Source organism: Streptococcus timonensis, assembly GCF_047463455.1.
Classification (GTDB): domain Bacteria; phylum Bacillota; class Bacilli; order Lactobacillales; family Streptococcaceae; genus Streptococcus; species Streptococcus timonensis_B.
The window spans coordinates 32,364-57,576 of sequence record NZ_JASHDV010000001.1 but is presented as its reverse complement, the minus strand read 5'-3'; the positions used below and the strand labels follow the sequence as shown (position 1 = coordinate 57,576).

25 protein-coding genes and 1 other annotated feature are annotated in these 25,213 nt (G+C 39.5%); of the genes, 8 read left to right on the top strand and 17 right to left on the bottom strand.

Translation table 11 applies throughout. From position 1 onward, the window contains the following. Positions 1-192: 192 nt before the first annotated feature. The 3 genes from glyQ to rplJ all read right to left on the bottom strand — a co-directional run bounded on the left by glyQ (position 193) and on the right by rplJ (position 2,580). Entirely contained in the window at positions 193-1,110 is a 918-nt protein-coding gene (gene glyQ, locus QM847_RS00305; RefSeq protein WP_006148390.1) for a glycine--tRNA ligase subunit alpha, read from the bottom strand. A gap of 523 nt (positions 1,111-1,633) precedes the next feature. Beyond that, the gene (gene rplL / locus QM847_RS00300; protein WP_001196963.1) at positions 1,634-2,002 is read right to left on the bottom strand and encodes a 50S ribosomal protein L7/L12; all 369 of its coding nucleotides are present in this window, start codon (positions 2,000-2,002) and stop codon (positions 1,634-1,636) included. Between the two features lie 77 nt (positions 2,003-2,079). After that, complete coding sequence (gene rplJ / locus QM847_RS00295) at positions 2,080-2,580, bottom strand: 50S ribosomal protein L10 (RefSeq protein WP_001287271.1); 501 nt, start codon at positions 2,578-2,580, stop codon at positions 2,080-2,082. A 38-nt stretch (positions 2,581-2,618) separates the two neighbouring features. Continuing rightward, positions 2,619-2,754 (bottom strand) — a sequence feature (ribosomal protein L10 leader region). Between the two features lie 173 nt (positions 2,755-2,927). On the opposite strand from rplJ, the gene QM847_RS00290 reads away from it, so the two are divergent. Then, entirely contained in the window at positions 2,928-3,455 is a 528-nt protein-coding gene (locus QM847_RS00290) for a hypothetical protein (protein WP_414353198.1), read from the top strand. 10 nt (positions 3,456-3,465) lie between these two features. Continuing rightward, the gene (locus QM847_RS00285; RefSeq protein WP_414353197.1) at positions 3,466-3,981 is read left to right on the top strand and encodes a transcription repressor NadR; all 516 of its coding nucleotides are present in this window, start codon (positions 3,466-3,468) and stop codon (positions 3,979-3,981) included. Here the strand turns inward: QM847_RS00285 and QM847_RS00280 are convergent. From QM847_RS00280 to uvrB, 5 genes are all read right to left on the bottom strand, one after another. Beyond that, entirely contained in the window at positions 3,978-4,445 is a 468-nt protein-coding gene (locus tag QM847_RS00280) for an 8-oxo-dGTP diphosphatase (protein ID WP_414353196.1), read from the bottom strand. The two genes, QM847_RS00285 and QM847_RS00280, sit on opposite strands and share 4 nt — an antisense overlap. Positions 4,446-4,464: 19 nt before the next feature. Further along, on the bottom strand, positions 4,465-4,899 hold the full coding sequence (locus QM847_RS00275) for a hypothetical protein (protein ID WP_414353195.1): 435 nt from the start codon (positions 4,897-4,899) through the stop codon (positions 4,465-4,467). A gap of 2 nt (positions 4,900-4,901) precedes the next feature. Continuing rightward, the gene (locus tag QM847_RS00270) at positions 4,902-5,423 is read right to left on the bottom strand and encodes a hypothetical protein (protein WP_414353194.1); all 522 of its coding nucleotides are present in this window, start codon (positions 5,421-5,423) and stop codon (positions 4,902-4,904) included. 109 nt (positions 5,424-5,532) lie between these two features. Further along, positions 5,533-6,387 carry a hypothetical protein gene (locus QM847_RS00265; RefSeq protein ID WP_414353193.1) on the bottom strand — a complete coding sequence of 285 codons (855 nt, stop codon included), beginning with the start codon at positions 6,385-6,387 and terminating at the stop codon, positions 5,533-5,535. 42 nt (positions 6,388-6,429) lie between these two features. Continuing rightward, a complete protein-coding gene (gene uvrB / locus QM847_RS00260; protein WP_414353192.1) occupies positions 6,430-8,418 on the bottom strand; it encodes an excinuclease ABC subunit UvrB in 1,989 nt (662 codons plus the stop codon). Positions 8,419-8,596: 178 nt separating this feature from the next. Between uvrB and QM847_RS00255 the strand changes: the two genes are divergently transcribed. From QM847_RS00255 to zwf, 3 genes are all read left to right on the top strand, one after another. Then, positions 8,597-10,042 (top strand): amino acid ABC transporter substrate-binding protein/permease, encoded by a 1,446-nt coding sequence (locus QM847_RS00255; protein ID WP_414353191.1) that lies wholly within the window; start codon positions 8,597-8,599, stop codon positions 10,040-10,042. After that, entirely contained in the window at positions 10,042-10,782 is a 741-nt protein-coding gene (locus QM847_RS00250; RefSeq protein ID WP_250307079.1) for an amino acid ABC transporter ATP-binding protein, read from the top strand. The genes QM847_RS00255 and QM847_RS00250 overlap by 1 nt, the downstream gene beginning before the upstream one ends. Before the next feature lie 149 nt (positions 10,783-10,931). Continuing rightward, positions 10,932-12,419 (top strand): glucose-6-phosphate dehydrogenase, encoded by a 1,488-nt coding sequence (gene zwf, locus QM847_RS00245; RefSeq protein WP_414353190.1) that lies wholly within the window; start codon positions 10,932-10,934, stop codon positions 12,417-12,419. Positions 12,420-12,452: 33 nt separating this feature from the next. Here zwf and ftsY read toward each other — a convergent pair whose 3' ends face one another. The 6 genes from ftsY to rnc form a co-directional block, all read right to left on the bottom strand. Further along, positions 12,453-13,823, bottom strand: coding sequence for a signal recognition particle-docking protein FtsY (gene ftsY, locus QM847_RS00240; RefSeq protein WP_414353189.1), 1,371 nt, complete (start codon positions 13,821-13,823; stop codon positions 12,453-12,455). A 3-nt stretch (positions 13,824-13,826) separates the two neighbouring features. Then, positions 13,827-14,645, bottom strand: coding sequence for a Cof-type HAD-IIB family hydrolase (locus QM847_RS00235; protein WP_414353188.1), 819 nt, complete (start codon positions 14,643-14,645; stop codon positions 13,827-13,829). Then, positions 14,645-15,436, bottom strand: a complete 792-nt coding sequence (locus tag QM847_RS00230) for a Cof-type HAD-IIB family hydrolase (protein ID WP_414353187.1) — start codon at positions 15,434-15,436, stop codon at positions 14,645-14,647. Before QM847_RS00230 ends, QM847_RS00235 begins: the two co-directional genes overlap by 1 nt. A 150-nt stretch (positions 15,437-15,586) precedes the next feature. Further along, positions 15,587-16,246: a trimeric intracellular cation channel family protein gene (locus QM847_RS00225; RefSeq protein ID WP_414353186.1), complete on the bottom strand. Its 660-nt coding sequence runs from the start codon at positions 16,244-16,246 to the stop codon at positions 15,587-15,589. An 88-nt stretch (positions 16,247-16,334) separates the two neighbouring features. Continuing rightward, on the bottom strand, positions 16,335-19,874 hold the full coding sequence (smc, locus tag QM847_RS00220; RefSeq protein ID WP_414353185.1) for a chromosome segregation protein SMC: 3,540 nt from the start codon (positions 19,872-19,874) through the stop codon (positions 16,335-16,337). Further along, a complete protein-coding gene (gene rnc, locus QM847_RS00215; RefSeq protein ID WP_414353184.1) occupies positions 19,865-20,563 on the bottom strand; it encodes a ribonuclease III in 699 nt (232 codons plus the stop codon). The genes smc and rnc overlap by 10 nt, the downstream gene beginning before the upstream one ends. A 153-nt stretch (positions 20,564-20,716) precedes the next feature. On the opposite strand from rnc, the gene QM847_RS00210 reads away from it, so the two are divergent. Genes QM847_RS00210 through ffh form a run of 3 tightly spaced genes read left to right on the top strand, consistent with a single transcriptional unit; the run spans position 20,717 to position 22,850 of the window. Further along, the gene (locus tag QM847_RS00210) at positions 20,717-21,049 is read left to right on the top strand and encodes a putative DNA-binding protein (protein ID WP_045615678.1); all 333 of its coding nucleotides are present in this window, start codon (positions 20,717-20,719) and stop codon (positions 21,047-21,049) included. Between the two features lie 2 nt (positions 21,050-21,051). Further along, positions 21,052-21,267: a 2-oxoglutarate:acceptor oxidoreductase gene (locus tag QM847_RS00205; RefSeq protein ID WP_414353183.1), complete on the top strand. Its 216-nt coding sequence runs from the start codon at positions 21,052-21,054 to the stop codon at positions 21,265-21,267. 17 nt (positions 21,268-21,284) lie between these two features. Continuing rightward, positions 21,285-22,850 (top strand): signal recognition particle protein, encoded by a 1,566-nt coding sequence (gene ffh / locus QM847_RS00200; RefSeq protein WP_414353182.1) that lies wholly within the window; start codon positions 21,285-21,287, stop codon positions 22,848-22,850. 27 nt (positions 22,851-22,877) lie between these two features. Here the strand turns inward: ffh and QM847_RS00195 are convergent, their stop codons facing one another. Genes QM847_RS00195 through QM847_RS00185 form a run of 3 tightly spaced genes read right to left on the bottom strand, consistent with a single transcriptional unit; the run spans position 22,878 to position 25,124 of the window. Continuing rightward, positions 22,878-23,768 (bottom strand): RluA family pseudouridine synthase, encoded by an 891-nt coding sequence (locus QM847_RS00195; protein WP_414353181.1) that lies wholly within the window; start codon positions 23,766-23,768, stop codon positions 22,878-22,880. Then, positions 23,758-24,219 (bottom strand): signal peptidase II, encoded by a 462-nt coding sequence (lspA, locus tag QM847_RS00190; RefSeq protein WP_414353180.1) that lies wholly within the window; start codon positions 24,217-24,219, stop codon positions 23,758-23,760. Before lspA ends, QM847_RS00195 begins: the two co-directional genes overlap by 11 nt. After that, complete coding sequence (locus tag QM847_RS00185; RefSeq protein WP_414353179.1) at positions 24,216-25,124, bottom strand: LysR family transcriptional regulator; 909 nt, start codon at positions 25,122-25,124, stop codon at positions 24,216-24,218. Before QM847_RS00185 ends, lspA begins: the two co-directional genes overlap by 4 nt. Positions 25,125-25,213: the final 89 nt, after the last annotated feature.

The window sequence follows — 25,213 nt, the reverse complement described above, 5'->3', positions numbered from 1 at the left end:
TTATGTTTTCTTGACATAGATTTCCAACAGTCTCATCAAAGTGGATTTAGCCAACTGATTTTTGAACCTTACGTTTCAAAAATCCCCATATATCAGTACGGCGGTGCCTATCCCTTTAGCAAGTTTCCGACTTGCCTCTGGGTTGCATATGGGCTCACTTTGTTCGCCCCTTGTCCATTCTCATAACTCTATTTATTCTTCCTCTTCTGCTAGGAGTTTTGCGCGTGTGGCTTCGTCTAGAAGTGGATAACCAAGTTTCTTACGTTCTGCTACGAAGGTCTTAGCTACTACACGAGCCAAATTACGGATACGGGCAATGTAGCCGGCACGTTCTGTAACAGATACAGCACCACGAGCGTCGAGTAGGTTGAAGGTATGTGAACATTTCAAAACGTAATCATAGGCTGGATGAACAAGGCCTAACTCTAACGCACGTCCTGCTTCTTTTTCAAATTTCTCGAAGTTAGAAAGAAGCATATCTTGGTCTGAAACTTCAAAACTGTATTTTGAGTGCTCGTATTCTGGCTGAAGGAAGATTTCTCCATATTTAACTCCTGGAGCCCATTCGATATCATAAACAGAATCTACTTCCTGGATGTAGGAAGCCAAACGTTCTAGCCCATAGGTTACCTCAGCAGTAACAGGACCAGTTGCCAAACCACCGACTTGTTGGAAGTATGTGAACTGCGTGATCTCCATACCGTCAAGCCAAACTTCCCATCCAAGACCAGCTGAACCAGTTGATGGATTTTCCCAGTTATCTTCAACGAAACGAATATCGTGTTCCAAAGGATTGATCCCCAATTTTTCCAATGACTCCAGGTAGAGTTCTTGGATATTTGATGGTGATGGTTTCATGACCACTTGGAATTGGTGGTGTTGGTAAAGACGGTTTGGGTTTTCACCGTAACGCCCATCTGCTGGACGACGAGAAGGCTCTACATAAGCCGCGTTCCATGGCTCAGGACCGATGGCACGGAGGAAAGTATAAGGACTCATGGTTCCCGCACCCTTTTCATTATCATACGCCTGCATGAGCATACAACCCTGGTCATTCCAGTATTGTTGCAAAGTAAGGATGATTTCCTGGAAAGTCAATTTTTTAGACATGTTTTACTCCTTTTTTCTATAATTTCTTGCGACACGAATCTGCCTCGTCGATTATACGAAGCAAGACGAGTTAGTACTGCGTCTAGCTCAGGCGCCCTAGTGCTGAGCGTGGGGCAGTCCGACTGTAAGGAGGTCTCTGCCACTAACGCAGTAGAAGGTTAGTTTTTTAGACATCTTCTTCTCCTTTTTATAAATTCTTGCGACTTTGGATACAAAAAGAACCGTGTCTTTGCTCCTAAGTCAAGCGACCTAGGGGCGTTAGAAACGCGGTTCCACCCTAATTTATTACTTCATTTATTTAAAAAATTTACCAAAAGCGCCACACTTATCTCTCAACCACCTGACTCCCACTACCACAGGCTCGCTTAGGATTTACTGATAAGATATTCTTTCTTGACACCTATTATAACAAAAAGTAATTAAGAAGTAAAATTTTTTTATATTAAACATAAACAAAGAGAAACCGCTACTCATAAGAATAGCGGTTTAATCATGTTTTTAAGCTATAAGTGTAGTTGCTCTATTATTTAAGAGTAACTGAAGCTCCAGCTTCTTCCAATTTAGCTTTGATTTCTTCAGCTTCAGCTGTAGCAACACCTTCTTTAACAAGTGCAGGTGCTCCATCAACAAGTTCTTTAGCTTCTTTAAGACCAAGACCAGTGATTTCACGTACAACTTTGATAACGCCAACTTTTTTGTCACCAGCAGCTGTCAATTCAACGTCAAATGAGTCTTTAGCAGCACCAGCGTCAGCAGCACCAGCTGCAGCAACAGCTACAGGAGCAGCTGCAGTTACACCAAATTCTTCTTCGATAGCTTTTACAAGGTCGTTCAATTCAAGGATTGAAGCTTCTTTAATTTCAGCAATAATGTTTTCAATGTTCAATGCCATTGTTATTTCCTCCAAAATAAGTTTAAATTTTAATTTTTATAATTTTTTGTAGCTAGGCTACGATGCGTAGCTTATGATTAAGCTGCGTCTTCTTTGTTGTCTGCAACCGCTTTGACTGCAAGAGCAACGTTGCGCACTGGCGCTTGAAGTACAGAAAGGAGCATAGAAAGAAGTCCTTCGCGGTTTGGAAGAGTTGCAAGAGCAATAATCTCTTCTTTAGATGCGACAGCGCCTTCGATTGCACCACCTTTGATTTCAAGTGCTTCAGCGTTTTTAGCAAAGTCGTTCAAGATTTTCGCTGGTGCGATAACATCTTCGTTAGAAAATGCTACTGCAGATGGTCCAACAAAAACAGATGCAAGATCTTCAAGACCAGCTTTTTCAGCTGCACGACGTAAGATTGAGTTTTTAATAACTTTATACTCAACTTCGCTTCCACGAAGCTCACGACGAAGAACTGTATCTTGTTCAACTGTCAAACCACGAGCGTCTACAACGACGATTGATGCAGCAGCTTTCATTTTCTCAGCTACTACGTCAACTAGTTCCGCTTTCTTAGCAATAATTGCTTCACTCATTAGTGTGTTCACCTCCGTAATTATTTTGCTTGGGGAATTTTTCCAAAAGAAAAACGCGCCCAAACCTAGACACGAAAGTACAATACGCTTCTTTTTACATGATACGTTTTGTCCTCGGTAGGATATTTATGAGTCTAGCTCCCCTACTGTCTTAGGCAGTTTTTTCAAACCGTTTATTAGTTTAACATACTTGAGAATATAAAGCAAGAGTTTTCTACTGTTTTTTTTAAAATTTTAAACTTTTTATATTTAGAATAAGACGTGCATGTGATATGAGTTTTTATACTTGACATGTCTGAGTATTTATTGTACTATACAACTGTATATACAGATAAAAAGGAGTTTATATGAATACACATAAGAAAACACAATTTATGACTTTGACAGCTCTGCTGACTGCTATCGCTATCCTCATCCCCTTAATAATGCCCTTCAAAATTGTTATTCCACCCGCTTCTTACACTTTAGGGAGCCACATTGCAATCTTTATTGCTATGTTCCTTTCTCCTTGGATGGCTATCTTTGTTATTATAGCTTCTAGCTTAGGATTCCTCATGGCAGGTTATCCAATGGTCATTGTACTTCGTGCTTTTTCTCATATCTTTTTTGGGACCTTAGGAGCCTTCTATCTACAAAAACATCCTCAAACCCTAGATAAACCAAAATCATCACTAATTTTTAATTTTATTTTGGGATTGGTTCATGCTATCGCAGAAGTTTTTGCATGTATTATCTTTTATGCAGGAACTGGAACGAATGTAGAAAACATGTTCTATGTCTTATTTGTCTTGGTCGGTATTGGTACAATTATTCATAGTATGGTAGACTATTACTTAGCATTAGCTGTTTATAAAGCATTAAAAAAACGCCATTAAGAAAGAAACTATGACAAAAAATCGTAAAGATGCCCTCTTACAACTTTTGAAAGAGGCCCAAAAACCTCTAAACGGACAAAGTTTAGCAGAACATTTTCATGTCACACGCCAGATTATTGTCCAGGACATTGCTGTTCTAAGGGCAGACGGTGCTCCAATCTTATCAACCAATCGTGGATATATCTATAAGGAAAGTAAATCAAATCCTTATGTACACAAACTTTTTAAAGTTAAACACGGAGAAGAAGATATGGAACAAGAACTCCTTGCTATTGTTGATAATGGTGGACGAGTTCAAAATATCCAGATTGATCATCCTGTCTACGGAGAAATCGAAACCCTTCTCAAATTAAGTTGTAGACGAGATGTCGAGCACTTCTTGAACCAAGTTAAGACTTCAGACTTTCGCCCTTTATCTGAGTTAACAGATGGGATTCACTATCACTTAATTGAAGCAGAAAATAAGCAAGACCTCCTCTATATTGAGAAGGCCTTAGACCAGCTAGGCTATTTAGTAAAAGATTAGAAGATTTTCTTTTCCCACCCGTCTTCTGTACGGCGACGGTAGAAAAATTCAGACTTGTCTGGAGCTTCCATCATCTCCATCAAAGGTAACATATCATAGGCCAGATCCAAATTTGGAATCTGGTCTTTTTGTACCCAAGACACTTCTCCTTCTTCAGATGATTGGAGAGTGCCCGTAAATTCAGTCGCCTTGTAACAAAAGACAATATAACGCTCACCTGTATCCAGTGGCCAATTTTTAATGCCGACCAGTTGTGGATTTTGGATTGTCAGACCTGTTTCCTCGTATATTTCACGAATAACAGATTCTGCAAAAGCCTCTCCATTTTCAACATGACCTCCTGGAAAGGCATAGCCAGACCAGTAGTTGGTTTCGGGTGATCGATACTGCATGACCACGCGCTGCTTTTCTAGATCTTCAATCATACAAATATTGGTAAGAATTGTTAATTGTGCTCGGGACATAGGACTCACTTTCTAATCTTTAATTCTCTATCATATATTTAATTTTAGACTTCATAATTAAGGGATTAATCCAGTCGTGATATTCTCGGATATCATCAAGAAAAGATCCTCTATTAATCCTTATCTCCTTGTCTTTAGTATTAACTTGATAGTCTATACTGACAGGAATCGATGAGTCTGGAATGAAAGATAGGAAAAAGAAGATCATTAACCAGATTAAAAGTGCAAAGAATCCACTGAGAATCTGAAAAATTAGATGATGCCATTGAAAGATTCTAGTTTTATAGAAGATAGTCCATGGATGAATAAATAAAGTAAGGCAAAGACTAAATAACCAGATGTTCCACACAATAGGTGTAAAAGCAAAACCAAACAAGCCTAAGATAAAATGAATCAAGACAAATACAAGAAACATAAGGTAAAGAATCCTAAATATAGTTAGATATTTTAGCATGATTAACTCCTTTTCTTTTTAACATATTTGGAAATTAAAATGATCAAAGCAGCCACTAGAAAGAAGGTTATATAAGTAAGAATCGGGAACCAAATATAGCGATGATCTAAGGTTAGCAAGGAAGGAATACTCTTTCTGTTTCGACTCGATATTCCAAAAAACAAGTGAAACAACAGACCTACTCCATTTAGGTACAAGAATGGTTCTACAAAATCATGTACTGTCAGCATTCCATCAAAAGTATCTCTAAAAACACCGTGATAAAGCATGTTCACTAAGAATACAAGATTCATAAAGATTGGAAAAAGATAATTAAAGTTTTCATAGGGTTTTGGAATAACAGTTGTTCCAAACAACAAATAGAATACCCCAAAAGCTGAAAGAAAAAATATACTACTATCTAATAGAAAAGCTATTTTTGAATGCTGTAGCAACCACAATTTTACTTTATATAACCAGCTCATTTTTCGATTTGGCATATAGTGTTTTTTTGATTTTTTCTGTGCCGTGACTTTCTTTTTCATTCGTTTCTTAATCTTTCGTTTCAATAACTGTTCAAAGAGATTTACATTATGATTTCATTTTTGAGATATAATCTAATAAGTTTAATTTTATCATCTAAAACCGACCAGTTCAGTTTTTTTCGTAACTTATCAGTTTATGATTCTGAATTTTTAAAGAGACACTGCTTCCTGAACGATATCCTTTAGCACCATAGTAGTAAGAAACCTCATAAAAGGCATCTGGCAACTCAGCATTTTCGATCCCATTTGAAATAAATCCTGTCAGTCCGCCTTCACTATCGAAATAATCTTTCTCACCCTCTTCTAAAACAGTGTCTTTATATCTAACACTTCCTTTAATAATTCCTTTTTCTAGAAATTCATCAATAGGGAGGTCATATAAACCTTGAAAAGCTTTTCCTTCTTTATGGTTCTTTTCGATAAGGGCATAATAGTCTTGGATATTGTCAGATTCAGTATCGACACTCCAGTAACTACTTACGAATTCCAAATTGGGATTTTCATATTGCTTGAAAAAATTCTCCACTTTTTCTTTATTGGAAACACTGTCTGGATGTTGATTGAGTAATTGATCAGCTATCCCAGAGAATTTTCGTAACATCGTTTTAGTAGTTCCATCGTAGGCTAGTTCTTCACTCGTCCGTTTAGAGTTTCCTGGAGATTTAGGAAAATAAATTAAACTGTCACTTACAGTGATTTTCCTACCATTAACTTCTTCAGTGTAATCGTATTCAATTTCATAATCTTCAGAAGGCCATCTATATCTAGAAAACTTCGTAACCTTCACATCACCTTTAAAACCATATAAATTCAGTGTTCTGCTTGCTGCCGTCTCAATATCTTTTTGATTTGGCCCAGAAAAAGTATTATGAAAGTTAACTACTAAAATGACTACAAAACTTATAAAACAGGCTGAGAGGATAATCGCGATAAAACCGAAATTCAACACTAATGCTTTTTTCATTACTACATTCTCCTAGTTAAACATATTTAAAATTCATTTCCCCTAATCCAACGCCTTGACTTCCAGCATCATATCACGAATCTGAGCTGCCAATTCAAAGTCAAGTACTTCAACGGCTTCTTGCATTTGTTTTTCCAGTTTCTTGACCAATTCTTTGCGTTCTTGTTTGTTGAGACTATTGATATCGACTTCTTTATCCTCTTCCTTAGCCACAGCTTTTGTGACAGAAATCAGGTCACGGATTTCTTTCTTGATTGTCTGAGGTACAATACCATGTTCTTCATTATAGGCCATCTGGATTTTACGACGACGGGCTGTTTCATCAATGGCTTTTTGCATAGACTGAGTTATGGTGTCCGCATACATAATCACATGTCCTTCACTATTACGGGCTGCACGACCGATGGTTTGGATCAGACCACGTTCATTTCGGAGGAAGCCTTCCTTATCAGCATCAAGAATGGCAACTAGACTGACTTCAGGCACGTCAATCCCTTCACGAAGGAGGTTAATACCAACCAAGACATCAAAGACACCCAAGCGCAAATCGCGAATAATCTCTGTCCGCTCTAAAGTCTTGATATCCGAGTGCATGTATTTGACCTTGATACCCATTTCCTTAAAGTAATCTGTCAAATCTTCTGCCATTTTCTTAGTCAAGGTTGTAATAAAGGTACGCTCATTCTTTTCAACACGGGCATTGATTTCACCTAAGAGGTCATCAATCTGTCCCATAGTTGGGCGCACTTCCACTTCTGGATCCAAAAGACCAGTCGGACGAATGATTTGCTCAATAACAGTGTCCGTTTGTTCCATCTCATAGTCGCCTGGTGTCGCAGACACATAAACGATCTGGTGAACATGGCTTTCAAACTCTTCACGACGTAGAGGACGGTTATCCAAGGCAGACGGTAAACGGAAACCGTAGTTAACCAACATTTCCTTACGAGAACGGTCTCCGTTATACATGCCCTTAATCTGTCCCATGGTCATATGACTCTCGTCAATCATAATCAGAAAATCATCTGGGAAGAAATCAAGAAGTGTATAAGGAGGTTCTCCCTCACTTCGTCCATCCATGTGACGCGAGTAGTTTTCAACCCCGTTTGTATAACCCATCTCACGCAACATCTCGATATCGTACTCTGTCCGCTGTTTCAAACGCTGGGCTTCAAGGAGTTTACCTTCCTTTTCAAAGATAGCTAACTGCTCCTCCAACTCGGCCTGGATTTTAGCAATAGCTACTTCCATGTGGTCATCATTGGTCACAAAGTGAGTGGCTGGGAAAATTGCTAAATGGTCCACTTCGCCCAGAACTTGACCAGTTAGAGCTTCGACTTCACGAATACGATCAATTTCATCTCCGAAGAACTCAACACGGAAGGCATGCTCATCACGAGAGGCTGGGAAAATCTCCACCACATCCCCACGTACACGGAATCTTCCACGCTGAAAATCAATGTCGTTGCGCTCAAACTGAATGTCAACCAAGTCGTTTAAGAGCTTATCTCGAGAAATCTCAAGACCCGGACGCAAACTTACGACGCTATCTGCGTATTCCTTAGGAGAACCCAATCCATAGATACAAGAAACAGATGCTACAATGATAACATCATTACGCTCCAACAAAGCTGATGTTGCTGAGTGACGGAGCTTATCAATCTCGTCATTGACTGAGCTATCCTTCTCAATGTAGGTATCGCTAGATGGTACATAAGCTTCTGGTTGGTAATAATCATAATAAGAAACGAAATACTCAACCGCATTTTCAGGGAAAAATTCCTTGAACTCCCCGTAGAGCTGGCCCGCTAGAGTTTTATTGTGAGCGATGACCAGGGTCGGCTTATTAACTTGCGCAATCACTTGACTCATGGTATAGGTTTTCCCTGTACCAGTCGCACCCATTAAGATTTGGGCCTTCTCGCCCCCCTCGATGTTTTCCACCAACTGCTCGATAGCCTGCGGTTGGTCCCCAGAGGGTTGGTATTTGGATACAAGTTTAAATTTGTTGTCTGTAATTCGATTTATCATAATAGCCTCATACACATTTTCTATCCTTCTATTTTACCATAAAAAGAAGATACTTTCTGCATCGCAAATTTCTACACAAATATACTCATGTTATATCTTCTTACATAGTTATACAAAATATTTGCCGTACTTCAACTTTTTTGATATAATTTGAAAATATCTTGAAAGGAGACATCACATGAAGAAAAAAATTCTAGCTTGTTTGCTAATTTTATTTCCTATTTTTTCACTAGGAATAGCAAAAGCGGATACAGAAAAAAACAAGTATGTCATTGCAAGTGACTCATCTTTTGCGCCATTTGTTTTCCAGGACTCGAGCAATCAATACACTGGTATCGATATGGATCTAATCAAGGCAATCGCTGAAGACCAAGGCTTTGAAATAGAGATTACCAACCCTGGTTTTGATGCTGCTATTAACGCAGTCCAATCTGGACAAGCAGATGGTATTATTGCGGGTATGTCCGTTACGGAGGCTCGTAAGGAAACGTTTGATTTCTCTGACTCTTACTATACAGCAAATACTATTCTTGGTGTTAAAGAATCAAGTACCATTTCTTCTTATGAAGATTTGAACGGTAAGACTGTAGGGGTAAAAAACGGTACTGCTTCACAAACCTTCCTAACAGAGAATCAAATCAAATACGGTTACAAAATCAAGACCTTTTCAGATGCTGCTTCTATGTATGATAGCTTAAACACTGGTTCAATTGATGCCGTTATGGATGACGAACCTGTTATTAAATATTCTATCAGTCAAGGACAAAAGTTAAAAACACCAATCGCAGGTACACCAATTGGTGAAACTGCTTTTGCAGTAAAAAAAGGAAGCAATCCAGAATTGCTAGAGAAGTTTAACAAGGGACTCGCAAATCTTAAGGCAAATGGAGAATTCCAAAAGATTCTTGATAAGTATTTAGCTAGCGATTCCACTACCACAACTTCAACTGCTGATGAAACAACTATTTGGGGCTTGTTGAAAAACAACTACAAACAACTCCTCAGTGGTCTCGGAATTACTCTCTCATTAGCCCTTATTTCATTTGTAATTGCGATTTTCATCGGAATTATCTTCGGTATGTTTAGCGTTAGCCCATATAAATCACTCCGTTTGATTTCAGAAATCTTTGTTGACGTGATCCGTGGTATTCCATTGATGATTCTTGCAGCCTTTATTTTCTGGGGCATTCCTAACTTTATCGAATCTCTTACAGGTCAACAAAGTCCAATCAATGACTTTGTCGCTGGTACAATTGCCCTCTCCCTAAACTCAGCAGCCTACATCGCTGAAATTGTTCGTGGTGGTATCAAAGCCGTTCCTGTTGGACAAATGGAAGCCAGTCGAAGCCTTGGTATTTCATATGGAAAAACCATGCGTAAGATTGTCTTGCCACAAGCAACCAAGCTCATGCTTCCAAACTTCGTCAACCAATTTGTGATCGCTCTTAAAGATACAACGATCGTGTCAGCTATTGGTCTGGTAGAACTCTTCCAAACTGGTAAGATCATCATTGCTCGTAACTACCAAAGTTTCAAAATGTATGCAATTCTCGCAGTCTTCTACCTTGTGATTATCACTCTTCTAACTAGATTAGCAAAACGCTTAGAAAAGAGGATTCAATAATGGCAAAATTAAAAATTGATGTCCATAATTTACATAAACAATATGGTAAAAACAAAGTCCTTAAAGGAATTTCAGCGAAATTCTATGAAGGAGATGTTGTTTGTATCATTGGACCTTCTGGTTCAGGTAAGTCAACATTCTTGCGTAGCTTGAATCTCCTCGAGGAAGGTACAAAAGGGACTATTACAGTTAATGGCTATGATTTAACAGATAAAGCAACCAATGTAGACCATGTTCGTGAAAATATCGGAATGGTGTTCCAGCACTTCAATCTCTTTCCACATATGACAGTATTGGAAAATATTACTTTCGCTCCTGTAGAACATAAGTTAATGACTAAGGCTGAAGCTGAAAAATTGGGTATGGAACTCCTTGAAAAAGTTGGGCTTGCAGACAAGGCCAATGCCAATCCTGAAAGCCTATCCGGCGGTCAAAAACAACGTGTGGCTATTGCCCGCGGTTTAGCCATGAACCCTGATATTATGCTCTTTGACGAGCCAACTTCTGCCCTTGACCCTGAGATGGTCGGCGATGTTCTAAACGTTATGAAAGAGTTGGCTGAACAAGGCATGACCATGATTATCGTAACCCACGAAATGGGATTTGCTCGTAAAGTTGCCAATCGAGTTATCTTTACTGCAGACGGTGAATTCCTAGAAGATGGTACACCTGATCAAATCTTTGATAACCCACAACACCCTCGTCTAAAAGAATTTTTAGACAAGGTCCTCAACGCTTAAAAAAACTGCAAGGGAAACCTTGCAGTTTTTTTCTTACTTATATTGGATTTTTGGATTTTTTAGAAAATTATGATAAAATAAAGGGTATGAAAATGGGGATTCCTCATGCCTAGCTAGACTAGGAAAGTAAATAGAAATTAGGTATCTGGATGTCATCAAAAGTTATTGTTACAATTTTCGGTGCTAGTGGAGACTTGGCCCATCGCAAACTCTACCCTTCACTTTTTAGACTCTATAAATCAGGCAATCTTTCAGAGCATTTTGCTGTTATTGGAACTGCTCGTAGACCTTGGAGTAAAGAGTACTTCGAATCTGTTGTTGTCGAATCTATTTTGGACTTGGCGGATAACGCAGAGGAAGCTCAAGCATTTGCTAGTCATTTTTACTATCAAAGTCACGATGTTAATGACACTGAGCATTATATCGAATTACGCAAGCTTCAGGCTGAATTAAACGAAAAATATCAGACTGAGCACAACAAGCTCTTCTTCCTCTCAATGGCACCTCAGTTCTTTGGAACTATTGCTAAACATCTCAAGTCAGAGCAAATCGTTGATGGTAAGGGCTTTGAACGTTTGATTGTTGAGAAACCTTTTGGAACAGACTATGAGACTGCAAGCAAACTAAACGAAGAACTCCTTGCTACTTTTAACGAAGAGCAAATCTATCGTATTGACCACTATCTCGGTAAGGAAATGATTCAGAGCATTTTTGCCATTCGCTTTGCCAATATGATTTTTGAAAATGTTTGGAATCGTGAGCACATCGATAATGTTCAGATTACCTTTGCAGAACGTCTAGGTGTTGAAGAGCGTGGCGGCTACTATGATGAGTCTGGTGCCCTTCGAGATATGGTCCAAAACCATACCCTCCAACTTCTGTCACTCCTTGCTATGGACAAGCCTGCAAGCTTTACAAAGGGTGACATTCGCGCAGAGAAAATCAAGGTCTTCAAGAACCTTTACCACCCTACAGATGAGGAACTCAAAGAACAATTCATCCGTGGTCAATATCGTTCTGGTAAAGTTGATGGCATGAAATATATTTCATACCGTAGCGAACCAAATGTCAACCCAGAATCAATGACAGAAACCTTCGCTTCAGGTGCCTTCTTTGTAGATACCGACCGCTTCCGTGATGTACCTTTCTTCTTCCGTACAGGTAAACGAATGACTGAAAAAGGAACACACGTGAACATTGTCTTCAAACAAATGGATTCTATTTTCGGAGAACCACTAGCACCGAATGTGCTTACAATCTACATCCAACCAACTGAAGGATTCTCTCTTAGCCTTAACGGTAAAGAAGTTGGAGAAGAGTTCAAACTTGCACCTAATTCGCTTGACTATAGAACCGATGCTACTGCAACAGGAGCTTCACCAGACCCATATGAAAAACTAATCTACGATGTTTTGAATAACGATTCAACTAACTTTAGCCATTGGGAAGAAGTTAGCGCTTCTTGGGAATTGATTGACCGTATAGAGAAGCTGTGGGCTGAAAACGGTGCTCCACTTCATGACTACAAGGCTGGTAGCATGGGACCTCAAGCTAGCTTTGATTTACTTAAAAAATACGGGGCCAAATGGACATGGCAACCTGATATCGCCTATCGTGAAGATGGTCGACTAGAATAAAAAAAATCCTGCAAGCATTCTTGCAGGATTTTTTTATATTAGACCTTCTAAAAGTCCCTTCATAAAGTTTTCTGAGTTGAACTCACCAATATCGTCAATCTTTTCACCAAAACCAATTAACTTAACAGGAATATTGAGTTCTTCACGGATAGCAAGGACAACCCCACCTCGAGCAGTCCCGTCTATTTTTGTTAAGACAATCCCTGTAAGAGGAGTAATTTTTGAAAACTCTTTTGCTTGTACAAGAGCATTTTGACCAGTTGAAGCATCCAGAGCTAGGAAGGTTTCATGAGGTGCTTCTGGTAAAACACGTTTAATGATACGGCCAATTTTTTCCAACTCTGCCATCAAGTTTTCTTTGTTTTGCAAACGTCCAGCTGTATCAATCATCAAAATATCAATACCTTCTGCTACCGCACGTTCCATCCCATCAAAGACAACACTGGCTGGATCAGCTTTCTCAGGTCCAGTAACCACTGGAACATCGACACGGCGCCCCCATTCAGCTAATTGGGCAACCGCACCTGCACGGAAGGTATCCGCAGCAACTAGCATAACTTTCTTCCCAGCTTGTTTGTAACGGTGAGCAAGCTTACCAATAGATGTTGTTTTCCCGACACCATTAACACCTACAAAGAGCATGACAGTCAACCCATCTTGGAAATTAATGCTTTCGTTGTAGTTGCCATCCTTTTCATAGAGCTCCACCAATTTTTCGATGATAACACGACGAAGGGCTTCAGGTTTCTTGGCATTTTCAAGCTTGGCTTCATAACGTAATTCTTCGGTAAGATTTGAAGCTACCTGTACGCCAACGTCACTCATGATCAAGAGTTCTTCTAGCTCTTCAAAGAAATCTTCATCGACTGAGCGGAAATTTGCAAAGAAGGCATTCAAACGGGCACCGAATCCAGAACGAGTCTTCTTAAGACTGCGGTCATACTTTTCCTGTACAGTCTCTTGAACTTGAGGAATTCCTTCGATTACTTGATTTTCTTCCACTTCCTCAGTGATTTCCGGCTCTGTTACGTTTGATTGAGGTTGAACAATTTCTTCCTCATCACTATCATTTGAAGGGATTTCTTCGACAGGATCCGATTCCACTTGAGGACTTTCTACCTCTTCAATTTGATTTGGTTCTTCTTGAGGAATTTCAACTTCATCAAGAGGTTCAATAATAGTTTCTTCTACAAACTCTACTTCAGATGAGTCTTCATTTGTTTCTTCCTGAGGTTCTGCAGGTAAGATAACTTCTTCTGCTTCTATCACTACAGCATTTTCAGATTCCAATGCCTCGTTTTGCTCGTTATCGTCTGATAAGTCAATGTTTTCTAATGCTTCTTTGACGACATCTTCAATTTTTGGTTCTTCTATTTTCCCAAATAAACGGTCAAATAATCCCATACTTTAATTCTCCTTCAGTACATATTTTTCAATTGCCCAGGCAACAGCTTCCTCGTCATTGGTCATAGGGGTCACCACATTTGCCACTGCCTTAACTGCCGGCACAGCATTTTGCATAGCGACACCGAGACCTGCCCACTCAATCATCGAAAGGTCATTGGCTTCATCTCCACAGGCCATGACTTGACTTCGGTCAATTCCCAGGTGTTCAATCAGTTTAGATAATCCTGTCGCCTTATGAACGTTCTTTGGTGACCATTCTAGCAAGAGTTCACGTGATTTAAAAATCTCATACTGGTCGTATAATTCTGGTGAAATCTTTTGAATAGCCGCATCCAAAGGCTCCTGAGGAAAGGCTGTTACACATTTATTATAAGTCAACTGACTAGACAAATCTTCAAAAGCAGTTGGAATGAAGGTTAAAGCTGGATTAAACTGAGCGTATAAACTTTCTTGGTCTGACTGAATCTGATAAACTGTTCCTTCTGAAATAGCATCTAATGGAATATTTAGTTTTTCAGTTTCTTCATAAATACGGCTCACATCATCGATGGAAAAGACTGTCTTATCAAGGATTTCACCTGTATTTTTCTGAACCAATCCACCGTTGAATGTGATAGTATATTCGTCATCATGGCCGTCTGTTCCAAGCTCTTTAAGGAAGAAATCCATAGCCTTGAGGGGACGTCCAGTTGTCAGTACCACTTTGACTCCCTGTTCACGCGCAGCCTTTAAAGTTGCCTTGGTACGATCAGTCAATTTCTTGTCTGTCGTCAGCAAGGTTCCATCTAAATCTAGGGCAATTAATTTAATATCTGCCATTATAATCTCTCCATATAAGCGATAACTGACTGGTCCTTATGGTGACCGATAACCGTTTCGGCAAGTTCCAAAATCTCTGGACGAGCATTTTCAGGTGTGACTGGGTGCCCTACAACCTGCATCATGTGAAGGTCATTGAGATTGTCACCGAAGGCCATCACTTGGTCCATATCCAGATTTAACTTCTTAGCTAATTCGACAATCGCAACTCCCTTGTCCACATAATCAAGGACAATGTCGATAGATTCAAACCCTGTCGTCATAGCCTTAACACCAAGAACATGTTCATTAACCCAAGCTTCACCAGCTTCTACTGTCTCTTCTGTAAAGTTGGTTGTGAATTTGAAAATCTCATCGGTGATATTTTCTAGACTAGCTACCTTTTGGATGTTTTCATTGTAATGACGACTAAACATGAGATAGGTTTCATCAACCGTATCTAGAACATAGCATGCTTTTTTACCAGTTAAGAGCATTTTTCTTTCATCAAAATAGGGTGAAGTCTTTAGCTTTTCAAATGTTGACAAGTAAAAATCGCGTGGCATGGTTGCTTCATAGAGGTCTTGTCCATGAAAACGAACGAGACTCCCATTTTCGGCGATAAAAATAATCTCATCTTTGACATCCGAAAAATTCTTTTCAAGCGACAAGAGACCACGGCCAGAAGCTACAGCAAAGTAAATCCCTTTTTCTTTATAAGAGTGGAGGAGCTTTTTTAAACGCTCCATATCAAATTGGCCAGCTTCATCCAGAAAAGTCCCGTCCATATCAGTTGCGACTAGTTTAATCATAAATACTTCTATTCTCCAGTTATAAATCTATCTTCTATTATACCATAGAAAAATCAAATAGCGCCTAATCCATATGAGATTAGACGCCTGATAAAACTAGTTATTTACAAAATATGTGTCAATCGAACGATTGAAGTTTTCTACCATCAATCAATTCCAAGTCTTTTTATCCATATTTGGCAAGGACAGTCCGAATCGAATAATACACATGCGAATTACAAATCCAATAATCAAAAGAAGAATGAATACAGTAATTCTTGGGAAATGGAGAACAAAGGTTAACCAGTAATAAACTGCACCAATCACAAAGGATAAGAGGGCATAGATGTCTTCCTTTAGAACACTTGGGACTTCATTAGTCAAGAGGTCTCGGATAATTCCACCACCAGCACCTGTTAAACAGGCTAAAATCCCAGCAGACATCAAATTCAGTTTACTATCAGCTAAGGCTGTCACCCCAATAAGAGAGAAGATAATTAAACCGATAGAATCAAAGATGAGATAAGCTTCCCTCAACCACTTGTAGAATTTTTTATCTTGACTAGCATTGGCTTGTTTGGATGTCACAAAGACATACATAATAACAGCTACAAGAATTGCTACATAAATCGGGCTAGGCTCTGCTAAAGAGGCAGGAAAGCGACTGATAATAGAATCTCTTAGGATTCCACCGCCTACTGCCGTTACAATTGCCAATAAACTAATCCCAAAAATGTCTAAACGTTTACCAAATCCTTTGATGGCTCCTGAAGCCGCAAAGGCTATCGTACCGATATAGTTACAAACCATTAGAAATAAGTCAAAATCCATAGAATCTCCTCGTTGATGTATGTTAGCCTTCTCCTATATTGAAGGCACTTAGAAATCTTATTCTCAGATATGATTACATGAATTTTGACTAGGCATCCATATTATCAATATCTTTTAATTTGACTGAAACTATCTTAGAAATACCAGATTCCTGCATGGTAACTCCATAGATTGAGTCAGCTGCCGCCATAGTTCCCTTACGGTGGGTAACGACGATAAACTGGCTATCCTTGTCAAATCGATTGAGATAATCTCCAAAGCGTTTAACGTTGGCCTCGTCAAGTGCGGCCTCAACCTCATCAAGGATTACAAATGGAATGGTCTTAACACGGATGATTGAGAAAAGAAGAGCTAGAGCTGACAAAGCTTTCTCTCCACCACTCATAAGATTGAGAGATTGGATTTTCTTACCTGGTGGTTGCACAGAGATTTCAACACCTGCAGTCAATAAATCTCCTTCTGTCAGGATTAGGTCTGCTTGACCACCACCAAACATCTGCTTGAAGGTCACTTTAAAGGACTCACGAATAGCTTCGAATGTTGACTTAAAGCGCTCTTTCACTTCATCATTCATCTCTGTAATAGTCTCAAGAAGTAAGTTTTTAGCAGAAAGAATGTCATCTCGCTGACTATTCAAGAATTCCAAACGTTCGTGCACTTCATCAAACTGTTCAATAGCATCCAAGTTAACCGGACCAAGTGAACGAATGGATTTTTCCAAATCCTTAACCTTTTGTTCAGCGATTGCTAAATCTTCCAACTGATTCGCTTGTTCTAAAGCTTCTGTATAGCTAATCTGATATTCTTCAGTCAATTGACTTTGAAGATAGCGAAGGCGGTCGGTAATCTTCTCTTTGGTCGCTTCTGCACGTGTTTGCTTACGAATCCATTCTTCATTTTGCTGACGAGCTTGTTCTAAATGACTTGCAATATCATCCAGTTGTCCCTCAATGTCGTCGAGTTCAAACTGCTTACGAATCAATCCTTGTTGAATTTCTTCCTTCTGACTCTTAGCTTCTCTTTCCTGCTTGGCCAAAAGTTCTGTATCAACTTTTTCAAGATTGTCTACTTTTTCTTGCAAAAGACGTTCAATCTCTTCTTGCTCCATATCAAGGTATTCAAGCTCTTTGTTGATACGCTCAATATCCGCAACTTCATAGCGTTTTTGTCCAAGCATTTCAGTCTTACGAAGACGCTCTTGGGAAAGACTGTCCTGCAAACTTTGGTATCGTTCTTGAATCGCATTTTTATTGGACTTGATTTCTTCAATCTCAGACTCCAGCTTTTGCTTTTCAGTTGCAATAACTGCAAGACGTTCTTGGCATTTTTCCTTTTCAGCTTGCCAATCTCCACCTCTAAGATTAGTTAATTCTTGCTCCTGAAGTTTCAAGAGTGTCTCAAGTTCTTCGACCTGCTGGCTAGTTTGTTGATAGGCCAGATATAAACCTTGCTCTTCTATACGAGCTTGCTCCCCTTGGAACTTAATAGTCTCCAAAGTTTGACTGAGAGTATTCAAGGCTTCTTGAACTGACTTCAGATTTTCTTCTTCTTGACGAAGAAGTTTTTCTTCTTGAGCAATCTCTTTTTGCAACTTCTCCAATTCAGGTTTGATGAATATGCTGTTATTTTGACGATTGGCACCACCAGCATAAGAACCACCTGTTCGTAGTTCTGTACCATCTAGTGTTACCATACGAACTTGATAGCGCACCTTGCGAGCTGCATCACGTGCATGCTCAACTGTATCAAAGATAGCTGTTGTAGCTAGCAAGTTTTTAAAGATTGCTTCAAGCTTGGAATCAAAGGTAACCAGTTCATCTGCCATGCCAAGAAAACCTAGACTTGAGGCAATCACATCTTGATTCTGACCAGAAATACTACGAGCCTTAATAGTTGTCAAAGGTAGAAAAGTCGCACGACCAGCTCGATTTCGCTTAAGGAAATCGATAGCTTTAGTCGCTGCCTGTTCATTTTCAACGATGATGTGTTGGTTACTTGCACCAAGTGCAATTTCAAGAGCTGTCTGATAACGAACATCAAAGGTTAAATGTTCACTAACTGCTCCAATAATACCACCCAAGCGATTTTTTTCTTGGAGAACACTCTTGACACCCGCATAAAAATTACTATGGTTTTTAATAATGTTTTCTAGACTTTGCGCCTTGGCCTGCTTGTTCTTCAGACTATCTAGGCGGTCAAAAAGTTGATTTTGCTGACTTTGATAAGACTGCTTTTGTTCTTCTTCTTGCTTGGCATTGGTCTGATAGTCAGCAAGCAAGGTCTGTACTTTTTCTTTAGCTGATTTAAGGGCAAGCTCTTGCTCGCTAGCCTTAGACTTGGCAGAAGCCAATTGTTCCTTCAAGGATTCTAATTGTTCTTCTTGATTTTGAGTCTGTTGGCGACTATTTTCAAGGTCGTTCTCAATCCGTGTCAGTTGGTTAGAGACATCTGCTTCTTCCTGCAAGAAAGCTACGAAACGTTCACGCAGTTGCTCAATCATTTGGTCTGGATCATCAGAAAAAGCTAATAACTCTGCTTCTAAACGATTGAGTTCCTTAGTATTGACCGCTAAATTTTCTTCTAACTGACTAAGATTTGCTTCTTTTTCTTCCTTCTCCTGAATGAGAGCATTTCTCTTTTCGTCCAAACTAGCCAAACGTGCTTGAGCTTCTTGTTGATTGAGAGCAACCTGCTCTGTCTCCAGTTTAGACAAGGCCAATTTCCGTTCTAAATCACTGATTAGAGCAGTCAAATCCATCAGTGTGGACTGGTCTTTTGACATTTCAGCTTGCAAATCATGACGTTTCTTTTTGAGAGTTTGATTTTCTTCTTCTAACTCTTCACGTTTCTGATAGTAGCTCGTCAAAAGTTCTTGAACTTGGTTTAATTCTTCTTCTGTTAGATCCAATTCAGCTTTACTTGCTTGAATTTGTGCAACCAAAACATCCAAGTAAATCGCCTTACGCTGACCATCTAATTCTATAAATTTACGAGCTGTTGCCGCTTGCTTTTCTAAGGGCTTGATTTGATTATCTAGCTCATAAATGATATCTTCCAAGCGGTCTAGATTGTCTTGTGTTTGTTGGAGTTTGCTTTCCGTCTCTTTGCGACGAGTCTTATACTTCAAGACTCCGGCAGCTTCTTCAAAGATAGCCCGACGTTCTTCAGGTTTAGAATTAAAAATTTCTTCGACCTTCCCTTGGGAAATAATAGAGAAGGAATCGCGCCCAAGCCCAGTATCTAAGAAGAGATCATGTATATCACGAAGACGGACTTTTTTGCCGTCAATCTTGTACTCGCTATCTCCTGTACGATAGATATGACGCTCTACCTTAATTTCCTGACCTGCATCTTTGATGAAGCCATCCTGGTTATCTAGGGTAACAACCACAGAAGCATAGTTTAAAGGTTTTCTACTTTCTGTTCCTGCAAAGATAACATCAGGCATCTTCCCACCACGTAAACTTTTTACACTAGATTCACCTAGTGCCCAACGCAGACTTTCCGTGATGTTTGATTTTCCAGAACCATTGGGTCCTACAACTGCTGTTACTCCTTGGTCAAAAACAACCTTGGTTTTGTCAGCAAAGGACTTAAATCCCTGAATCTCAATTTCCTTTAAATACATGAATCCAGCCCTTCCTCAACTGCATTTTTAGCGGCTTCTTGTTCGGCCAATTTTTTTGAACGTCCTTGACCAGTACCTAGACTCTTCCCTTCGACAAGAACTTCCACCTCAAACATCTTATCATGCGCAGGTCCATTTTCCGAAATCACCTGATAACGGATATCAACGTCCCCATTTACTTGAAGCAATTCCTGGAGGTGAGTCTTGTAGTCTTTAATCATTTCAAAATCACCAGCCTCAACCTTCGGTATCATGACCTGGTAGATAAACTCTTTTACTTTAAGTAGATCCTTATCTAAAAGGAGGGCACCCAAAAAGGCTTCAAAGGCATCTCCCAAGATGGTATCACGATTGCGGCCACCTGATTTTTCTTCTCCTTTACCCAGCTTTATAAACTGATCAAACTGGCAATCACGGGCAAAACCAGCCAAACTCTCCTCACGTACAATCATAGCACGGAGTTTAGATAGATCACCTTCTGGTTTTTTAGGATATTTCTTGTACAGATATTCTGAAATCAATAATTGCAGAACAGCGTCTCCTAAAAATTCCAAGCGTTCATTGTGTGAAATTTTTAAGAGGCGGTGCTCATTAGCATAACTAGTGTGAGTAAAAGCAGTTTCAAGTAACTGTTTATCTGAAAAAACAAGCCCAAAACGTTGCTCTAACACTGATTCTAATGCTTTCATGTTAACCTCTTTCTAAATTATTATAATCCTATCCATTATACCAAAAAAAGACCTTATCGTCAGAAAATAACAGTTAAAACGACTTTTTCTCACTTGTGTTTAAAATCAATCCATTACTAGCAGTTCAAGCTATTTTTTGGTATAATAAATCTTATGGAAATTGAAAAAACCAATCGAATGAATGCTCTGTTTGAATTTTATGCAGCCCTCTTGACTGATAAACAAATGAACTATATCGAACTCTATTATGCAGATGACTATAGTTTAGCTGAAATTGCTGAAGAGTTCGGTGTCAGTCGTCAGGCTGTTTATGATAATATCAAACGAACAGAAAAGATACTGGAAGACTATGAGATGAAGCTTCATATGTACTCTGACTACATTGTCCGCAGTCAGATTTTTGATCAGATTATTGAGCGCTATCCAGAAGATGCTTTTCTCCAAGAGCAAATTGAGATTTTAACAAGTATTGACAATCGGGAGTAATCATGGGCAGTCTAGTTATTTATCAAGGAATACCTTGCAAACTATTAGCCGCAGAGGAAACATTTCCTAGTCGACTACAGATTATCTCGCCCAATGATATCTCCAAAGCTATGCAAATAGGTTTTAGCTGTTGGGGATATCCAAATGAAATCATGAAAGAAGTCACACCTAAAGAACTAGAGTGTTTGCAACATTTCGGACGATTTCCACTGAATTGAATAAATAGGAGAAAAATATGGCATTTGAAAATTTGACAGAACGTTTGCAGAACGTCTTTAAAAATCTACGTAAAAAAGGAAAAATCACCGAGAGCGATATCCAAGAAGCAACCAAGGAAATTCGTCTAGCTCTTTTAGAAGCCGACGTTGCTTTGCCTGTAGTTAAGGATTTTATCAAAAAAATTCGTGAACGCGCGGTCGGGCATGAAGTCATTGATACCCTTAATCCAGCTCAACAAATCATCAAGATTGTCAATGAGGAGTTAACAGAAATTCTTGGTTCTGACACAGCTGAGATTATTAAGTCTCCAAAAATCCCAACCATTATCATGATGGTTGGTTTGCAGGGGGCTGGTAAAACAACCTTCGCTGGAAAACTTGCACACAAACTTAAAAAGGAAGAGGATGCTCGTCCTCTGATGATTGCGGCCGACATTTATCGTCCTGCGGCAATTGACCAGCTTAAAACACTGGGACAACAAATTGATGTTCCCGTCTTTGCTCTTGGCACTGAAGTTCCTGCGGTTGAGATTGTTCGCCAAGGTTTGGAGCAAGCCAAAGCCAACCATAACGACTATGTCTTGATTGATACAGCCGGTCGTTTACAAATCGACGAACTTCTCATGAACGAGCTCCGTGATGTTAAAGCTCTTGCTCAACCAAATGAAATCCTTCTTGTCATCGATGCTATGATAGGTCAAGAAGCTGCTAACGTTGCGCGAGAATTTAACGCTCAATTAGAAGTTACCGGTGTCATCCTTACCAAGATTGACGGGGACACTCGTGGTGGTGCTGCCCTTTCTGTTCGTCATATCACAGGAAAACCAATCAAATTCACTGGTACTGGTGAAAAGATTACCGATATTGAAACTTTCCACCCTGACCGCATGGCCAGCCGTATTCTCGGTATGGGAGATATGCTGACTCTGATCGAGAAAGCTTCCCAAGAATACGATGAACAAAAAGCCCTTGAAATGGCTGAAAAAATGAGGGAAAACACCTTTGATTTCAACGATTTCATCGATCAGTTGGATCAGGTACAAAATATGGGGCCGATGGAAGATTTGCTCAAGATGATTCCTGGTATGGCCAACAATCCTGCCCTTCAAAATATGAAGGTGGATGAAAAACAGATTGCTCGCAAACGTGCCATCGTCTCATCTATGACTCCTGAAGAACGTGAAAATCCTGATTTACTAACTCCAAGCCGTCGTCGTCGTATCGCAGCTGGTTCTGGTAATACCTTTATCGATGTCAACAAGTTCATCAAAGACTTTAACCAAGCCAAACAACTCATGCAAGGTGTCATGTCTGGTGATATGAACAAGATGATGAAACAAATGGGTATCAACCCTAATAACCTTCCTAAGAATATGCCTGGCGGCATGGATATGTCAGCCCTTGAAGGAATGATGGGACAAGGTGGTATGCCGGATATGTCTGCTTTTGGAGGAGCTGGAATGCCTGATATGAGCCAGATGCTTGGTGGAGGTCTCAAGGGTAAAATCGGTGAATTTGCAATGAAGCAATCCATGAAACGCATGGCCAACAAAATGAAAAAAGCTAAGAAAAAACGCAAATAAAAAGGACTCAATTGAGTCCTTTTTTGTTTAGTTATTTCGAAGTTTTTCCAAAGTCTCTTTAAAGATAGTTGGAATATCAGCAGTAAATTCCAGAGTTTCCCCAGTTCTTGGATGAGTAAATCCAAGCGTCTTGGCATGGAGAAATTGCCCATGCCCCTTTAGAGTTTTACGAGGTCCGTATACCTCATCACCTGCTACAGGATGACCGATGTAAGCCATATGGACACGAATTTGGTGGGTACGTCCTGTTTCCAGTTGCAATTCCAGCAAAGTATAATCACCAAAGCGTTCTAAGACTTGGAAACGTGTCACTGCTGGTTTTCCTTTGGCGCTAACAGCTTGTTTTTTACGATCTTTTTCGCTACGGCCGATTGGTGCTTCAATAACACCTCGGTCATTTGGAAGATTTCCATGAACGATGGCCCAATACTTACGAAGAGATTTCTTGTCCTTGAGTTCTTGGGCAAGTGCGATGTGCGCTTCATCATTTTTGGCAATCATCAAAAGACCTGAAGTATCCTTATCGATACGATGGACAATCCCTGGTCGAAGCACACCATTGATGCCTGATAGGTCCTTGATATGGTACATGAGGGCGTTAACCAAGGTACCACTGGTATGACCAGCACTTGGATGAACAACCATCCCTTGAGGCTTGTTAACTACTGCTACATCCTCATCTTGATAAATGATTTCTAATGGAATATCTTCAGCAACATACTCTAAAACTTCTGGTTCTGGAACTTGATAAGTGATCATATCCCCTTCTTGAACCGAGTACTTAGCTTTTTTTACCTGTCCATTGACCAAGACCTGACCAGACTTGATTTGTTCATTAGCGAGGCTACGAGACAATTCTGTCAAATCGGACAAAGCCTTATCTAAACGTACCCCGCCGGTTTCAATTTTAATTTCCATTCATTTCCTCTTTTAGCATTGCAAGCAATAACACAACTACTCCTACTGTTAGATAACTATCAGCCACATTGAAAATCGCGAAATTGATAAAATCTAAATGAAACATATCCACAACGAATCCTTGACTGATGCGATCGATAAAGTTCCCAAGGCCACCTGCAATAATCAAAACCAATCCAAAGACAGTCCAGAAGGAATCCTCTATATGCTTGTGCAAATACCAGATAGCCCCAGCCATAACTAGCAGAGTTATCACTGCAAAAAACCACTGCTGATCTTGTAGCATAGAAAAAGCTGCCCCCCTATTTTGCAGATAGGTTAAACTAACAAAATTAGGTATCCACGTTTTAACTTCACCTAGAGCAATATTCTGAACGACATAAGCTTTTACCAATTGATCCAACACTATTAAGGCAACTATGAATCCTGCAATTACTCCTCTTTTTTTCATGCTTTCCTCTTCTGATCAAAATACTCTTGCATGACCTCTACAAATAAAGTCCCTGCTTGACTCAAGTCTACTTCTTCACGTTTCACATAAACCATGCGATTATTGAGATTATCATTTAGTGGAATAACGGTGATCCCGTTAACGCTATCGCTATCTAAGAATCCAGAACCAGTCGCATAAGCATTTGTTCTTTCAAGAATTCCATTTAAAGTAGCGCGGTCTGTTACGTTAAACATCTGAGAGCTGGCACTTGTATCCACAAAGTTTTCTGAGTAATAGAGATATTCATCCTTTTCTTGTGTGAAACGAACTGTTGGTAGATCAACTAAATCATCCATGACCAGTTCTTTTTTCTTAGCCAAGGGATGACCCTCACGTAGATAAATATGCGTTTGAAAAGGAATCAACTCAATCACTTCAAGACCTAATTTTTCAATCCGTTGCATAATACCCTTTTGGTTTTGATTGTTGAGGTAAATAATCCCAATCTCACTATGACCTTGGGCTACTTCATCCAAAATCTGAACAGTTGTAGATTCAAAAATACGGAAATTCTTATACTCTGGGTACCGTTGAGAAAAAGTTGTGATAGTCGGTGGCAAGAAATCATAGTGCTGGCTGGCTATTGAAAACTCATCCTTTTCCTCTTCAGGATTGGCATACTGGTTCTGGAAAATATCAAATCCTTTAACCAACTCTTGGGCCTTTTCATAAAATTCCATTCCACGACGAGTAAGAAAGGTACCTGAACTAGTTCTACGGAAAATCTTGAACCCTAGCTCTTTCTCCAGATCTCTTACAGAAATAGATAGACTGGGTTGGCTAACGTACATTTTCTCAGCCGCTTCACGAAAAGTACCACTATTTGCAATAGCAACAACATAACGTAATTGTTGAATATTCATGATTTCTCCTTCGATTTCTATCTTATCATTATACCATAAATCAAGCCTATCCAACAAAGGAAAATTATGTGTCCTTGACTTCTTAGCAA

What these genes read in the sequence shown, in the direction of transcription:
- glyQ (WP_006148390.1), bottom strand. Translation starts at nt 1,110, where the DNA reads ATGTCTAAAAAATTGACTTTCCAGGAAATCATCCTTACTTTGCAACAA.
- QM847_RS00210 (WP_045615678.1), top strand. Translation starts at nt 20,717, where the DNA reads ATGGAAATTGAAAAAACCAATCGAATGAATGCTCTGTTTGAATTTTAT.
- QM847_RS00225 (WP_414353186.1), bottom strand. Translation starts at nt 16,246, where the DNA reads ATGGATTTTGACTTATTTCTAATGGTTTGTAACTATATCGGTACGATA.
- QM847_RS00270 (WP_414353194.1), bottom strand. Translation starts at nt 5,423, where the DNA reads ATGAAAAAGAAAGTCACGGCACAGAAAAAATCAAAAAAACACTATATG.
- QM847_RS00290 (WP_414353198.1), top strand. Translation starts at nt 2,928, where the DNA reads ATGAATACACATAAGAAAACACAATTTATGACTTTGACAGCTCTGCTG.
- ftsY (WP_414353189.1), bottom strand. Translation starts at nt 13,823, where the DNA reads ATGGGATTATTTGACCGTTTATTTGGGAAAATAGAAGAACCAAAAATT.
- uvrB (WP_414353192.1), bottom strand. Translation starts at nt 8,418, where the DNA reads ATGATAAATCGAATTACAGACAACAAATTTAAACTTGTATCCAAATAC.
- rnc (WP_414353184.1), bottom strand. Translation starts at nt 20,563, where the DNA reads ATGAAAGCATTAGAATCAGTGTTAGAGCAACGTTTTGGGCTTGTTTTT.
- QM847_RS00280 (WP_414353196.1), bottom strand. Translation starts at nt 4,445, where the DNA reads ATGTCCCGAGCACAATTAACAATTCTTACCAATATTTGTATGATTGAA.
- lspA (WP_414353180.1), bottom strand. Translation starts at nt 24,219, where the DNA reads ATGAAAAAAAGAGGAGTAATTGCAGGATTCATAGTTGCCTTAATAGTG.
- QM847_RS00275 (WP_414353195.1), bottom strand. Translation starts at nt 4,899, where the DNA reads ATGCTAAAATATCTAACTATATTTAGGATTCTTTACCTTATGTTTCTT.
- rplJ (WP_001287271.1), bottom strand. Translation starts at nt 2,580, where the DNA reads ATGAGTGAAGCAATTATTGCTAAGAAAGCGGAACTAGTTGACGTAGTA.
- QM847_RS00195 (WP_414353181.1), bottom strand. Translation starts at nt 23,768, where the DNA reads ATGGAAATTAAAATTGAAACCGGCGGGGTACGTTTAGATAAGGCTTTG.
- QM847_RS00205 (WP_414353183.1), top strand. Translation starts at nt 21,052, where the DNA reads ATGGGCAGTCTAGTTATTTATCAAGGAATACCTTGCAAACTATTAGCC.
- zwf (WP_414353190.1), top strand. Translation starts at nt 10,932, where the DNA reads ATGTCATCAAAAGTTATTGTTACAATTTTCGGTGCTAGTGGAGACTTG.
- rplL (WP_001196963.1), bottom strand. Translation starts at nt 2,002, where the DNA reads ATGGCATTGAACATTGAAAACATTATTGCTGAAATTAAAGAAGCTTCA.
- QM847_RS00285 (WP_414353197.1), top strand. Translation starts at nt 3,466, where the DNA reads ATGACAAAAAATCGTAAAGATGCCCTCTTACAACTTTTGAAAGAGGCC.
- QM847_RS00185 (WP_414353179.1), bottom strand. Translation starts at nt 25,124, where the DNA reads ATGAATATTCAACAATTACGTTATGTTGTTGCTATTGCAAATAGTGGT.
- QM847_RS00255 (WP_414353191.1), top strand. Translation starts at nt 8,597, where the DNA reads ATGAAGAAAAAAATTCTAGCTTGTTTGCTAATTTTATTTCCTATTTTT.
- QM847_RS00250 (WP_250307079.1), top strand. Translation starts at nt 10,042, where the DNA reads ATGGCAAAATTAAAAATTGATGTCCATAATTTACATAAACAATATGGT.
- ffh (WP_414353182.1), top strand. Translation starts at nt 21,285, where the DNA reads ATGGCATTTGAAAATTTGACAGAACGTTTGCAGAACGTCTTTAAAAAT.
- QM847_RS00265 (WP_414353193.1), bottom strand. Translation starts at nt 6,387, where the DNA reads ATGAAAAAAGCATTAGTGTTGAATTTCGGTTTTATCGCGATTATCCTC.
- smc (WP_414353185.1), bottom strand. Translation starts at nt 19,874, where the DNA reads ATGTATTTAAAGGAAATTGAGATTCAGGGATTTAAGTCCTTTGCTGAC.
- QM847_RS00235 (WP_414353188.1), bottom strand. Translation starts at nt 14,645, where the DNA reads ATGGCAGATATTAAATTAATTGCCCTAGATTTAGATGGAACCTTGCTG.
- QM847_RS00230 (WP_414353187.1), bottom strand. Translation starts at nt 15,436, where the DNA reads ATGATTAAACTAGTCGCAACTGATATGGACGGGACTTTTCTGGATGAA.